The sequence below is a fragment of the Streptomyces malachitofuscus genome, assembly GCF_055571035.1.
In genome coordinates this window covers 14,386-27,495 of record NZ_JBVIGA010000051.1, presented here as the reverse complement: position 1 = coordinate 27,495, position 13,110 = coordinate 14,386, and the positions used below count along the sequence as shown (strand labels likewise).

The window sequence follows — 13,110 nt, the reverse complement described above, 5'->3', positions numbered from 1 at the left end:
CGGCAAGACCGCCCCTGACGTGCCAGCAGCCAACTACACTCCCGACGACGCCTCTGACCAGGCCAGATAGCGAAACGCTGCTGGAGTACTAGAAGACTCATGAAGATCTTGGGGTTCTGGCCCCGCCACGTGGGCGGATTCAACAAATCGTCGCGACACGTTGAGTGTTGGGGTCGTTCACCAGGAGGCCGATGAAGCGCTCGGCTGGGGTGCCCCAGCCGAGCGTCTTCCGTGGCCTTCGGTTCAGCTCGTCGGCAGCGGCGTCCAGGTCTGCCTTGATGTACTTGGACAGATCCGTCCCCTTCGGGAAGTGCTGCCTCAGCAGGCCGTTTGTGTTCTCGTTCGTGCCTCGCTGCCAGGACATCGCCGGACGGGTGCTGCGCCTGGAGTACACCTCGGTCAGTCTCAACCCGCAGGCGAGGCTGTTCAGCCGGCGCAGCCTGCTGGAGCAGTTCGACTCCGGCCGGGCCGCTGACCGGCCCGTCCTCGCCGCCTACGAGGAGGAGCTCACCTGGGCGCTGTATCACGCGGCGCATCCTGCCGGTGTCGAAGGCGGATCCAACCCGCCGCGGGAGGCCGATGCGCTCGGTGGAGCGGGTTCACGTGGGCCGCGCGTCTGCTCTGGGCCGGAGGCTGCGCACCGTCTCGGAGCGGCATGGCTATCCCGTCGAGGTCGACGAGCGCTACGGGCGGGTGCGGACATGGTTGCGGCGCTGGGAGCGGGAGCTGCCCACGGCGCTGATGATGACCGCCCCCTACCACGTCCAGAACAAGCAGGTGGGCCACTCCGAACGGGAATGGGGGGCGCACTCATGGCGAGGTCTGCGCCGGCGAGATTGACACCTAACCTTCAAGCGCGCATTATTGATTACGTGAAGCCGGCGGCAAAAAGCGGTGGTCGGCGAAAGGCACCCCCTTACGGGGGGTGTCGACCCAGGGCGGCAACCCCGGCCGAACGTCCCGCCGACCACCTTCACCAACTCGACTCGCCCGCCGGCGCGTGAGCGCCAGAGGAACACAGAAGAGCAGGCCTCAAGTATAGGCGGAGAACGCAATGCCCAAGCCCCTGAACCCGCAGCGTCGCGTCATCGGCGGCCGTGCCGTGGTCAACCGCGACTGGATCCGCGAGTTCACCGGCGCCAGCGTCGGCACCGCGGCCCGCTGGTACAAAATCCGGCTTGAGCAGCCGAAAGAGCACCGCCACCCGGAGAAGGAGCGCATCGACGGCGCCGACTTCTACGACGAGACGCAGTTCCGCGACTTCTACACGTGGTTCCAGAACGAGAAACAGAGCAAGGTCCTCAAGGCCGACCCCGAGCTGTACAAGCTCGACCAGGAGACCATCGTCTCCATCAACAAGGCCGCCCAGCTGCTGGGCTTCCAGGGCCCCTCGACGATCCGCAAGTACGTGAAGGACAACCCCGGCTACTTCCCGGACTCCGCCGGCCAGGTCGAGGGCCCGACCGGCCGGATGATCCCCGGCTTCCGCGTCGGCGACCTGCAGGACTTCGACCGGAAGCGCACCGGAGACAAACTCGGCAAGGCCGGCCGCCGTACCGGGCCGCAGGAGGAGGCACCCGTCGGCCGGCCTTCGGCCCTCGAGGAGGTTCTCGCGGCCGAGCTGAGCGCCCGAGCCGAGGGTGAGCCTCTCACCGCCACGCAGCTCGCCGAGCAGTTCGCCGCCGAGGCGATCGATCGCGACGGCTACCACCCGGGCCTGGCCGCGGAGCTCAGCGTGCAGTACGGCGGTCCGCAAAGGTCCTGGGAGTACGTCGTACGCAACGCCCTCGAGCATCGCCCTGCAGCCGCGCCGCACCGCTTGGAAGCCGACCAGCGGGCAGCCATCGCCCTGGCCGCCATGCGCGAGCGCGGCGACGTCCGGGGGCTCGCCGCCTCTCTCGCCCGCGAGCACGGAGGCAGCCGCGACGTCTGGGAGCGCGCCGTGAAAGCAGCACGCAGGCTCACCGACCCCACCACCTGACCGCCCCACCCCGCGAAGGACAATCCAGATGCCCACCAGCTACCAGCTCCGTAACACCGCCACGCGGCAGCTCCTCGCCCGGGACCTGGCCGACTACTCCGCGGCCGAAGCCGCGCTCGACCGCATCGACGACCAACTGGAAGAAGACCTGCAGCGCAACGGCGAGGGTGCCGGGCGCATCCGGCTGCGCCTGGACGTCGAGAAGGTCACCGACGGAGTCCCCGAGGCCGTCGGTCACCACGTCCTGCTCCTTGGCGTCGACGATGCACCCGGCCTGCTGCCCTCAGCCTGATCGTGCCCCCCGGCCTACCGGGGGGCCGCAGCTGTGAATAGGGGGTTGCCATAGAGCGTGTAATTGATTTTAAGTTCCAGGCGGCAATCTGGAGCGGTATCCATTCCCTTCCGTCGGCCGGGCGCGGCAACGCCGGCCGACGGTCTCACCAACTTCATTCGCCAAGGAGGCAACCGTACAGCGGTACGCCCCGGTTCTCACCCCATCCGAACTGGCACGCCTCAAGGCCACGCTGGGGCCCATCCCCTTCGTCGACCTCTTCAGCGGCTGTGGCGGCAGCAGCCACGGCCTGGAGGAAGCGGGCTATCTGCTGCTCCTGGGGATGAACCACGACCCCGTCGCCGTACGGACCCACCGCGCCAACCACCCGCACGCCGACCACAAGTGCGAGGACATCCACACCTACGACAAGCTCAACCTGCCGTCCGCCCGGGTCTACTGGGCGTCCATCCTGTGCACCGAGGCCAGCAAGGCCGGCGGCCGGAAGCGCTACCGCGGCCAGGGGCGCCTCAGCCTCACCGGCAAGGACGAAGGCGCCAAGGCCGCAACCTTCGTACAGACCAGGGCCTCGGCCTTGGACGTCCTGGCAGTCGCCGAGTTGCACCGCCCGACGCCCTTGTGATCGAGAACGTGGCCGAGTTCGCCACCGACTGGGAGCTGTTCGACTGGTGGCTGCGCGGTATGGAACTGCTCGGCTACAACGTACAGATCGTCAACGCGTCCTCGGCGCACTTGGACGGCGGGGACAACCTGCTCGCGCCGCAGCTGCGCGACCGCATCTACATCGTCTTCACCCGCAAGGGCCTCCCCTTGCCCGACCTGCGGGTGCGCCCGGAGGCCATCTGCCCGGAGTGCGGGCCGGTGCTGGCCAACCAGGTGTGGAAGGACCCGAAAGCGCGCCGCATCGGCAAGTGGGGCGAGCAGTACGACTTCCGCTGCCCCAACCAGGCGTGCCGGCACCTGAAGGTGACCCCGGTGACCCGACCGGTCGCCGACATCATCGACTGGGACCGTCCGGGCCAGCGTGTCGGTGACGGCCGGCCGGACCGCAAGAAGTTCACCCCGTACGCGGCCTCGACCCGGGCACGGATCGCGGTGGGCCTGGAGCGGTTCGGCACCGACCCGTACATCGTCATGCTCCGCAACCACGGCACGGCCTTGCCGATCAGCGGCCCCGTGCCCGCGCTGGCCGCGCAAGGCCGGCATCACGCGCTGATCGTCCCGATCGGCCGCAAGGGTGCTCCGCGCATCACCGCCGAGCCGTTGACCACGGTTGCGTGCAAGCCGCACCACTCGCTGGTCATCCCGGCCCCGACCGTGGACGAATGCACGCTGCGGATGCTGGCGGTGGAAGAGCTCAAGCTGGTTCAGCGCTTCCCGGCCGACTTCATCATCCACGGCAACCAGACCGAGGCGATCCTGCAGATCGGCAACGCGGTCAGCGTCAACGCCGCGCGTTGGTTCGGCGAACGGCTCCTTCCCAGCCTGGCCTTCGCCTTGGCCGCCTGACCCGCCACCACCGCGGTCCGGGACCCACTCGGTCCCGGACCGCCTCCTCACCCGTCGGCCAGGTGCGGCAACGCCTGGACGGCGGTTTCACCGACTCATCCCGAGGGAGCTCCCCTCATGTCCCAGCACACACCCCCGGACGCCGGCCCCTCACCGTCCGGCGGCACGTTGTCCAGTTCAGCGGCGGCATCGGGTCCTTCGCCGTTGCCGTCCGCGTCGCCCGAAGGTTCGGCACCCGCAACCTCACCCTCCTGATCGCCGACACCGGCATCGAGGACGACGATCTGTGGAGGTTCGCCGACGACACCAGCAGGCTTCTCGGCGTGCCGCTGACGAAGGTCGCCGACGGGCGCACCCCCTGGGAGGTGTTCCACGACGTTCGGTTCCTCGGAAACGACCGGTTGGCCCCCTGCACCCGCCTGCTCAAACAGGTGCCGTGCCGGGAGTGGATGGACCAGCACGCCGACCCCACCGACACGCTCGTGTACGTCGGGATCGAGAACACAAAGCGCGACCGGACACGGATCCCGGCGATCGCCCGCAACTGGAAGCCCTGGGACACGCGCTTTCCTCTGTGCGGAAAGTGGGAGCCGCACCGGACCAAGGAGCAACTCCTGACCGAGACGCGGGCCCTGGGCGTCTCACCGCCCCGCCTGTACGAGCTCGGCTTCTCCCACAACAACTGCGGGGGCACCTGCGTGCGCGCGGACCAGCGCCAGTGGAAACACCTTCTGGAAACCCTGCCCGAGCGGTACGCGTACGCCCAAGAGCGGGAGGAGGAACTGCGGCAAGAACTCGGCGACGTCAGCATCCTCCGTGACCGCCGCGGGGGCGAGGTTCGCCCCCTCCCGCTGAGCCTGCTGCGCGAGAGATAGGCAGAGCCCCTGCGACGCCCCAGGCACATGACCTGGGGCGTCGGTGTTCACGCGCCAGGCGGGCTGCCCTTGCGCCGGTGGACGAGCCGATGCAGTAGGCGCCGCAGATCTGCCCAGACGGCGCGCGATTCGTATCCGAACATCATGAGCTCCCGTCGACAGCGGCCGGGCTCTTCCTCAGGTCCGCCGGTCCAGCGGGGGCAGGAGGCTGTCCCCCGGCCAGAACGGCCGCTCGGTCGCAACGCCGGTGAGGAACATGCCGACCTCGTCCAGGACCACGGCACGCTCCGCAGAGCCGTAGATGACGAAGTCACCGGCTGCGGCGTCATACGCACGGACCTGACCGTGTGGCCCCGTGCACAGGAGAGCGCGCGCCATGTCGGGCAGGCCGAGGCTGAGGGCGTCGCACCGCCCTGCGTGGACGAGCTGCACCAGGTCGGTGGTGACACCCTCCCAGTCGCCGACCTCGGGCCAGTCGGCGCCGCCGTTCAGTTCGTGGGTGAGGGTGGCCAGTGGGATGATCTCGCCCGGCTGCCGTCCCTGGACAAGAAGGTCGTGGATCCGGACTCCGTCGGGCTGGCGCACCTGCGGGTGCCGCAGAGAGCCAGCGGCGACCACAGTGGTGTTGATCTCCTGGGTGCCGGGGCCCGGGTAGTAGGGCTCGTGCGCGAACAGCAGGTAGACGTCCGGAGTGCGGGTGGCCTGGCTGGATTCGGGCTGGGGCTGGGGCATGAGGGCACTTCCCTTCAACGGTGTTGTGCTGGACGTGCGGCCAGGTGTCGTCTGGCGGAAGCCCGGCGGATACGGGCCCAGTGGCCGCCCGGTCTCGCGGGGCTGGTCCGCATCGGCGGCGTCCTCGCGTGCGGTGCGCTCGGTGATCTGGGCGACCTGGTCGGCGAGTTGGAGCATCAGCCGTTCACGGGTGATGAGGCCCGCGGAGGCCGAGAGGGTGTCGTGGGTCTGGAACATGTCGGCGGCGTCCCACAGCAGGTTGTGGCCGACCTCGGCCGAGCGGCGCAGTTCGTAGCGGTCGCTGCCCTCGGCGGCCTGGACGAGCGAGGTGTGCAGGGTGGCGAGGCGCTGCAGGTAGCGGCAGGCGTTGACGCCTTCGACCTTGCGGACCTGCTCGTCGGCCCGGGCGTCCAGCCGACCCGGCAGGTGCTCGGCCAGGAGTGGAGCGAGCAGCATCGCGGCAGTGCGACGTCGACGGGGACGCCGTGGCGCATGGCGAACAGCCCGACGACCACGGTGATGAGCGCGACGGCAGCGGCCGAGAAGCGCAGGGAACCGGGGACGGTGTCGAGAGCGATGCGCTGGGCGGGGCGCCTGGTTAGGCAGCGCAGCGCCAGACGCTGGGTACGCGTCGAGGCCGGGGTAAGCACCCCGATCTGCTGGGGGACCTCGGGCAGCGTGCCGTCGCCGGGGACAGTCCAGGTGGGCCAGCCCCACGGGAGGCGTTCGTGCACGAGCACGGGCTGGCACGCGGGCGAGCACGTGCTGTCGCGGACGTGGCCGGCGCGCAAGGCGCGGCTGCTTTCCCTCTCCCACCGGCCCGGGTCGCGAGTGAAGGGGCGTTTGTGATGCGCGGCCGCGGTCTGCGGCGGTGTGCGGAGCGTCTGTGTCACGGGGTGCTTCCTTCCAAGTGGTCGATAAACACGGAGGCGCACGTGGTGCAGCGGCCGTCGCCGTCGGGGTGAGCTCGGCGGGGGGTCGGCCCCGGGCAGGTGCGGCATGGCGGCCAGCCCAGGCAGGCCGGGCACAGGTCCTCGCCGGGGGCGGTTCCGGGCACGCCGCAGCCGGCGCATTCGACGAGGGCCCGGTAGGTCAGGGCCTCGCTCACCGTGCGCGCGGCGGCGGAGGTGGTTGAGTGCGGTGGCGGGTCCTCCCACGCAGGCGTGTCGTGGTGGTCGGCCACGGCGGCGGGTGGTGGGTAGGCCTGGGCGGCGCGGAGCCGGGCGGCGATGATCGCGCCGACGGTGGTGCGGACCGGGCTCGGTAGAGGGCGGTCGCTGATGACGTGCTGAAGCTGCTCGCGCGTCCAGCCGGAGTCGAGCATCGCGGTGACGGTGCGCCCCTGCTCGGCGAGAACCTGGTCGGTCAGCAGCAGCTCGGGGCGCTGTGCGCCGATCGTAAGCAGCAGGCGGATGCCCGGTTCTAGGTCCGCGGGCGCCGGTGCCGTCCGTGGCGTGGGCGGCGCTTCGCCGCGCGGTCGCGCTGCGCGGGCGCGGGGAGGGAAGGGTCTGGTGTTCTGCTGAGTGGTCTTCTTTCTGTTGGTGTTCTTAGTGGGCCGATCAGCCAACGTAGGGTCATCCACTGGTGGAAAACCCGACTCTGGTTGCGACCTGCTGTTTTGCAGAGCGGGCAGGTCGGTGATGAAGTACGCGGCCGCGCCGAGGGTTCCGTCCTCGCCGCGCTCGCGTTCCCGGACGAGGAACCCGTGCTTCTCCAGCTCCTTCAGCCCGCTCTTGACGGCTGACTCACCGTCGCGGCCCCGGCGGGCGATGTCGGTGACGGTCATCCGCCAGCCCTCCCGGTGCGTGGAGAGCAGTCCGAACAGTCCCTTGGCCTTGTAGGACAACTCGGTGGTGCGGAACAGGCCGTTGGCGATCTGGGTGAACTGGTCGGCGGCCATCACGCCCCGACGGATCCCCGCACCGAACCCGCCGGCGTGCCCGGCCTCCGGGGGCGCGATCACCAGGTCGGCTTCGATCAGCGCGATGTCCGGGGTGGCCGGGCGGTCGGTGATGCAGTAGACGATCTCGCCGAGGGTGCCGTCCGGGCGGCGCAGGCGCTCACGGATCAGGTAGCCGTGCGCCTCCAGCTCCTTCAGCCCAGTGCGCACCGCTTCCCGTCCGTCCGGACCCAGGCGGACGAGGTCGGCGATCGTCACCTGCCAGCCGTTGGCGTGTGTACTGACGTACCCGAAGATCCCCTTGGCTTTGAACGACAACTGGGAGTCACGGAACAGCGCGTTGGCAACCTGGGTGAACTGATCGGCCGCCATCACGCCCCGACGGATCCCCGCCCCGAAGCGGCTCACCGCCGTGCCTTCGGCGCCGGCCGCGCGCGGTGGCCACGACGGCGACCCCGGCTCGCCGGGGTGGGGCTGCCGGTGGTCCCGGGCGTGGAAGCGCGCATGTGTTCCATGCCGACAGCTCACTCGCCGACCCCGACCAGGCTGACGGCCACCAGCCCCGACCATCGGTCACGATCCGGCAACGCAGCCGTCTAGCTGCCGTGGTCGGGCTCATGGTCGGTGCGACCACGCGCCTTCAGCCGAGGGCTGTGCAGGGTGCGCCGCCCGATTGCGCATCGCCGGACGGGCGGTTGCGCAACGGGTCTGCGCAACCGGTCGAGGGTCGTGCGCAGTCGGGTGGTGCTGAGCGGTTGCGCAGTCCGCCCGAGGCTTCCTGATCTTTTCGTGCGCAGGTTCGGGTGTCGCACTGCGCAGGCTCTGCCGAGGCCCCTGGCGGCGACCGTCTGCGCACTGGTGCGGGGGTCCGGCGGCCGTGCGGCAGGGAGGCCTCACCGCGGCCATCGACGCTGCGGGCTTGGGCATCCAGGATGCGCCGGTTCCCACTCGCGGCTGGCCCATGGTCGGGCCTGTGGTCGGGCCGACCATGACCCCGACCATGGACTTCGTGTCCCCATCGTGACCGTGGTCGGGGGTTCGTGGTCGGTGGTCGGGTCGGGGCCCGCGGGTTTTCTCAAGGTCAGAAACATTCGTTCTGACCTGGGAGTTTGACCATGTCTTCTGGCAAGCAGGCCTCGGAACGCGAGGCCGCTGCTCCGATGGCGGCAGGCGCCCGGCTGGAGGCGATGCGGCGCCGAGTGCGTCTGTCGCGCCTGGCGGTCTGGACCGTCATCGCGGCCGGCCCGATCGCTCTGGGCGTCGCCATCACCTCGAGCCCGACCGCAGTCGAGGCGGCCACCCCGTCCAAGCCCACCGCCGCAGTGCGCACCACGGCGCAGGCCGCCGATCCGGCCGGCTATGCGCAGCTGTTCGTGAACGCGTGGTTGCGCAACAGCGCGGACGACGCCTCGAGTGCGCAGGCGCGGCTTGCGCAGTCGATGGCGCCGGACGTCGAACTGCCCGACCCGGCTGCGGATGTGGATGCCCAGTCGACGCCTCAGTCCGTGACGGCAGTGCGCAGTGCGCAGCGCGCGGATGGCGCGTGGTCGGTGACGGTGGCTGCGCAGTACGGCGACGGATCGGTGCGGTACTACGCCGTGCCAGTGACCGCCGATCGCGCGGGCGCCTCGTTCGCCGTGACCGGTGCGCCCGGTGTGGTGGCTGGCCCGGTCCGGGCCGAGGTGCCGAAGTCGTCGTACGGCGTGAGTGTCCCGGAGGGTGAGCTGTCGGCGGCCGTCGGGGAGTTCCTCGCCGCCTACCTGACCGGTACGGGCGAGGTGGACCGCTACCTCGCCCCCGGCGTGAGCCTGTCGCCGGTCTCCCCCGCCCCGTACACGGCGGTGGCGGTGCAGCAGGTGTCCGCCGTCGAGCAGGCCGCGGCCTCCGAGCAGGTGCCGGCCGACGGCACGAAGGTCCGTGTCCTGGCACAGGTGGAAGCCCGGGACACCGGCGGGCGGTGGCCGCTGGGTTACGAGCTCGCACTCACGGCCCGCTCGGGCCGCTGGGAAGTCTCGGCGCTTGAGTCCGGGACTGCCCGGGACGGGGGTGCCCGGTGAACACGGTGAACACGGTGAACACGGTGAACACGGTGAACACGGTGAACAGCGTGATCCTCGCCGGTCAGTTGGACGACCTCGGCGACAGCTGGATCAACATGTTCAAGGACTGGGCAACCAAGGGCCTGCAGGCCGGGCTGCTCGTACTCGTCGTCGTCATCATGATCCAGAAGTTCAGCCTCAAGGCCGGGATCGGCGCCTTGCTGCTGATGATCATCGCGCTGGGGTTGTACAACTCCCGCGAAGACCTTTCGGACATGTTCGAGGACGAGGTCAAGAACCCTGCCAAGGGCGCGCCCGCTGTCCCCGGCATCGTGCACGGTTCTGAGCCCGTCGTACGAGAGCACTCCCCTGGCGTTGGAGGCTGGCTGTGAGCGCCGCGGCGGCCGCGGGCCGGACGGGGCGCTTCTACACCGCCGCCCGTCGCCATCCATGGGTGCTGGGGAAGGTCGCGGACTGGAAGATCCCGCTCGGCCCGTATACGCCCGCGCAGATCGCGGTTGCCGTCGGTGGCGGCTTCCTTCTGATCAGGACGATCAGCTGGTGGTCGTGGATGGGGCCGATCCCGATCGCGGCCTGGCTGCTGTCGATCTGGGCAGTTCGCCGTCCGAAGATCGCTGGCCGTGCCCCGCTGCAGGCAGCGCTGGGCTGGGTGCTGCTTCTCTGTCAGCCCCAGGGAGGGCGGATCGGCGGGCGTGCTGCCCGTGACCGCGCTCCCCACCCGCTGATCGGCGGCTTCACGATCGAGGACGCGCCCGGCCATGCTCCGGCCGCCGCTCCGTCCCCTGCGGTGCGGCCGCGTACCGACCGGGCGCCGCACCCGAGCCCGGCCGCCGGCCGCTCGGCCGCGCTCCGCCGCAACGAGCCGACTGCTCGGGACGTGCCGGTGGGGCCGGTGTCGGGTGTTCAGCAGCTGCTCGAGCTCGCCGAGCAGGGCGGGGGTGTGCGGTGAGGGTTCCGATCCGTCACATCGCCGGGCATTTGGTCTGGTCGACGCACGGCAGTGTGTGGGCCGTCTACCGCCTGCGCCCAGGCCCGGACGCGCAAGGGCAGCACGAGGAGACCGTTCAGGGCACCTACGTGCCCGCCGCGGTCCGTGACGAACAGCTCGCCAAGATCACACATTTGGTGCGGTCGCTGTCCGGGGCGCCGCGGCTGTTCGGGCTGTGTGCGCAGGTCGACCCCGGAGAGATCGCCCTACGCATGATCGAGGGCATCGAGCCGGCCGACACAGTGCCGGGTGCAGGCGCGCATCCATGGGTGGAGAACGTCGAGGCGACCCTGGATCTTTTGGATGACCAGGAGATGCACCACCGCACCCTGTGGCTGGCGGTGCCGCTGCAGACCGAGACAACCAGTCTTCAGGTGTCGGCTTCCCTCGGCGCGGCATGGGCGGAGCTGACTCCGATGCTCGGCATGCGCCCGGCGCCGGTGGCGCAGCGGGAGGTGACTGCCTACCGCGAGCAGGCCTCCCGGGTGGAGGCCGCGCTCGCCGGCGGCATCGCCTTCCGCCCGGCCCGCCCTGCGGAGATCGTGTGGATGATCCAGCACGCCCTTCACCGGGGCCTGGCCGAGCCGCTGCTGGCGGAAGCCGAGACCAGCGACCTGTACGGCGGGCATCTGCGTGACGGTGTGCTGCGCTCCCCCAGTTATGCCGACCTCGGTCAAGTACGTCTGCAGGAAGGCGGCATCGACCCCGACCTGGACGACATCGCCGAGCTCAAGAGCTCCGGCTGGATCACGAGGTCCGGGCGGAAGGCGTGGTGGCGGCTGAACAGCGGCTCGCCGCTCGGGCGGCGCTGGCTGCAGGTCGAATCCGACGCCGGGGTGGGCTACCAGGTGCAGCTCGCTTTGGCCGAGTGCCCGCCCGCGGTCAGCCAGGACGCCGCCGACCTGTTCGCCCAGCTAGAGACCCTCGACTTCCCCGTCGACCTCGCGCTCGTCCCGGCGGAGAAGGCCCGCGACCAGGTGCGGCGCAAGAAGAACGAACTCATCGACCAGGCCGACCAGTACGACGCCCGCCCCACTGGCATGCCGGCCTCGCTGACCGAGGCCGCCCGTGATCTGGGCGAGCTGGACGCCCGCCTGTCGCGCACATCCGTGGAGGTCGAGGTGCAGTCCGTGACCGTGCTGACGGTGTGGGGGCCGACCGCCGCCGTGTGCGACGCCCGGGCGCGCGCACTGGCGGCGCTGCTGGGTGGCGCCGACTACCGCGCCGTGCGCCCGGCCGGCCTGCAAGAGGCTCTGTTCACGCTCGGCCTGCCCGGCACCGTACGCCCGGGTGTGGTGCGGGAGTTCACCCAGCACCAAATCTCCGAGGACTGGGCGCTCGGCGGGGCCTTCACCGCCTCCGAGGTCGGCGACCCGAACGGCATGTTCCTCGGCATCGACCTGGACAGCGGCACCACCCGCCCGGTCATGATCAACGTAGCTGATGCGCCCAAGGTGGACGCGTCAGCGTCCATGGGCATCGTCGGGGACCTCGGCGCGGGCAAGAGCGTCCTGCAGAAGCTGATCGCGGAGGCGGTGTGGGCGCGCGGCGGGTGCGCCATCTGCATCGACCGCACCCCCGTGCGCGAGTGGGCGACCTTCGCTCGCACCGCGGCCAGGGGGCGCGTCCAGATCATCGACGCTGCCCAGGCCGAGGTGTCCATCGACCCCTTGAGGATGTTCGACGGGCCTGAGGGCCGCCACTACGCCCTGTCCTACCTCACTCTGCAGCTCGGGATCGGCCCGATGAGCACCAACGGGGAGGTCCTGCACCACGCCGTCGAGCAGACCGCCGCAAGCGACGCCCCGTCTATGCACCGCGTGCTGGAGGTCCTCGAGGAGATGGCCACGAGGGAGGTGGGCAAGCGGCAGGACGCGGCCGCCACCCTCGCCGGTCTCGTCCGCGTGGTCGCCACCAACTCCCTGGCGCGGATGGTGTTCGACCCCGCGCTGCCGCCGGTGCACCTGGACGCGTCCAGTACATCCGACATGATCGTGATCACGACGGCGGGTCTGAAGTTGCCGCCGAAGGCCGCGTTCGACAACCCGGAGGTCCTGCACCAGCAGCCGCTGGAGGCCCTGATCGGCCGTGCGGTGCTGTACCTGATCGCCGCGATCGCCAGGCAGACCGCGTTCGAGGACCCCGAACGGTTCACCGCCGTGGTCGCCGACGAGCTGTACTGGCTGACGTCGTCGGCTGAAGGCACCGCGCTGGTCCACGAAATCCTCCACGACGGCCGCAAGCACGGTGCCGGACTCTTCGCCGCCTCCCACGACGCCGAGGAACTCGGCCCTGACCGCGGCCTGATGGCCTACCGCGCGCTCGCCCGCACCGCCGACCGCGAGCGCGCCCGCCGCGGTCTGGAGTTCGTGGGCCTCGACCCGAACGACGGCGAACTGCTGCGGCTGGTGACCACCGGCTTGTCCCCCGTCGGCCGCAAGGGCCGCGAGGGCGAGTTCCTGCTGACCTGCCCGCGGCAGAACACCGGCCGGGTCAAGGTCTCCATCCCCCCCATCCCGCGCATCACCACGTCCATCACGACCACACCGGGACGTCGCCCGAGCGCTCCTTCGCAGCCCGCGGGTGAGCCGCTCGCCGGTGAGGCCACTGGGCTCCGTCCGAAGGAACTCGTCCGATGACCTCTTCACTCTGGGACCGCTCCCGGCGCCTCGCCGCAGCCGCGCGTGTCCTCACGGTCATCGCTGTAGCGGTCGGCGTGCTCGCTCTGGCCGTCAGAGTGAGTGTGCCGGAGGCATGGTGGCCCCACACCGGC

At 70.4% G+C, this 13,110-nt stretch carries 12 protein-coding genes and 1 pseudogene; 10 read left to right on the top strand and 3 right to left on the bottom strand.

Going from position 1 to position 13,110, the window contains the following annotated elements; genetic code table 11:
- Nucleotides 1-139: 139 nt before the first annotated feature.
- Nucleotides 140-370, bottom strand: a pseudogene (locus tag ACZ44S_RS38415) (transposase); the annotation flags it as partial.
- Between the two features lie 233 nt (nt 371-603).
- Here ACZ44S_RS38415 and ACZ44S_RS38410 point away from each other — a divergent pair.
- From ACZ44S_RS38410 to ACZ44S_RS38385, 6 genes are all read left to right on the top strand, one after another.
- Nucleotides 604-840: a hypothetical protein gene (locus ACZ44S_RS38410; RefSeq protein WP_466938012.1), complete on the top strand. Its 237-nt coding sequence runs from the start codon at nt 604-606 to the stop codon at nt 838-840.
- A 214-nt stretch (nt 841-1,054) separates the two neighbouring features.
- Nucleotides 1,055-1,981, top strand: a complete 927-nt coding sequence (locus tag ACZ44S_RS38405; RefSeq protein ID WP_466938010.1) for a hypothetical protein — start codon at nt 1,055-1,057, stop codon at nt 1,979-1,981.
- Between the two features lie 28 nt (nt 1,982-2,009).
- A complete protein-coding gene (locus ACZ44S_RS38400; protein WP_466938008.1) occupies nt 2,010-2,273 on the top strand; it encodes a hypothetical protein in 264 nt (87 codons plus the stop codon).
- An 88-nt stretch (nt 2,274-2,361) separates the two neighbouring features.
- Entirely contained in the window at nt 2,362-2,895 is a 534-nt protein-coding gene (locus ACZ44S_RS38395) for a DNA cytosine methyltransferase (RefSeq protein WP_466938017.1), read from the top strand.
- A gap of 8 nt (nt 2,896-2,903) precedes the next feature.
- The gene (locus ACZ44S_RS38390) at nt 2,904-3,782 is read left to right on the top strand and encodes a DNA cytosine methyltransferase (protein ID WP_466938006.1); all 879 of its coding nucleotides are present in this window, start codon (nt 2,904-2,906) and stop codon (nt 3,780-3,782) included.
- A gap of 62 nt (nt 3,783-3,844) precedes the next feature.
- Nucleotides 3,845-4,657 carry an adenine nucleotide alpha hydrolase family protein gene (locus tag ACZ44S_RS38385; protein WP_466938004.1) on the top strand — a complete coding sequence of 271 codons (813 nt, stop codon included), beginning with the start codon at nt 3,845-3,847 and terminating at the stop codon, nt 4,655-4,657.
- 177 nt (nt 4,658-4,834) lie between these two features.
- Here ACZ44S_RS38385 and ACZ44S_RS38380 read toward each other — a convergent pair whose 3' ends face one another.
- Both ACZ44S_RS38380 and ACZ44S_RS38375 read right to left on the bottom strand, forming a co-directional pair.
- Nucleotides 4,835-5,845: a hypothetical protein gene (locus ACZ44S_RS38380; protein WP_466938001.1), complete on the bottom strand. Its 1,011-nt coding sequence runs from the start codon at nt 5,843-5,845 to the stop codon at nt 4,835-4,837.
- A 433-nt stretch (nt 5,846-6,278) separates the two neighbouring features.
- Complete coding sequence (locus ACZ44S_RS38375; protein WP_466937999.1) at nt 6,279-7,697, bottom strand: hypothetical protein; 1,419 nt, start codon at nt 7,695-7,697, stop codon at nt 6,279-6,281.
- Between the two features lie 707 nt (nt 7,698-8,404).
- On the opposite strand from ACZ44S_RS38375, the gene ACZ44S_RS38370 reads away from it, so the two are divergent.
- From ACZ44S_RS38370 to ACZ44S_RS38355, 4 genes are read left to right on the top strand one after another with little or no spacing between them, the layout of a single operon-like run.
- Complete coding sequence (locus ACZ44S_RS38370; RefSeq protein WP_466937996.1) at nt 8,405-9,346, top strand: conjugal transfer protein; 942 nt, start codon at nt 8,405-8,407, stop codon at nt 9,344-9,346.
- A gap of 32 nt (nt 9,347-9,378) precedes the next feature.
- A complete protein-coding gene (locus ACZ44S_RS38365) occupies nt 9,379-9,720 on the top strand; it encodes a hypothetical protein (RefSeq protein ID WP_466938014.1) in 342 nt (113 codons plus the stop codon).
- Nucleotides 9,717-10,298, top strand: a complete 582-nt coding sequence (locus ACZ44S_RS38360) for a hypothetical protein (RefSeq protein ID WP_466937994.1) — start codon at nt 9,717-9,719, stop codon at nt 10,296-10,298. The genes ACZ44S_RS38365 and ACZ44S_RS38360 overlap by 4 nt, the downstream gene beginning before the upstream one ends.
- A complete protein-coding gene (locus ACZ44S_RS38355; protein ID WP_466937992.1) occupies nt 10,295-12,976 on the top strand; it encodes an ATP-binding protein in 2,682 nt (893 codons plus the stop codon). The genes ACZ44S_RS38360 and ACZ44S_RS38355 overlap by 4 nt, the downstream gene beginning before the upstream one ends.
- Nucleotides 12,977-13,110: the final 134 nt, after the last annotated feature.

Excerpts from the sequence above, each read along its gene's own strand:
- ACZ44S_RS38405 (WP_466938010.1), top strand. The coding sequence starts at position 1,055 with ATGCCCAAGCCCCTGAACCCGCAGCGTCGCGTCATCGGCGGCCGTGCC.
- ACZ44S_RS38400 (WP_466938008.1), top strand. The coding sequence starts at position 2,010 with ATGCCCACCAGCTACCAGCTCCGTAACACCGCCACGCGGCAGCTCCTC.
- ACZ44S_RS38380 (WP_466938001.1), bottom strand. The coding sequence starts at position 5,845 with ATGCTGCTCGCTCCACTCCTGGCCGAGCACCTGCCGGGTCGGCTGGAC.
- ACZ44S_RS38370 (WP_466937996.1), top strand. The coding sequence starts at position 8,405 with ATGTCTTCTGGCAAGCAGGCCTCGGAACGCGAGGCCGCTGCTCCGATG.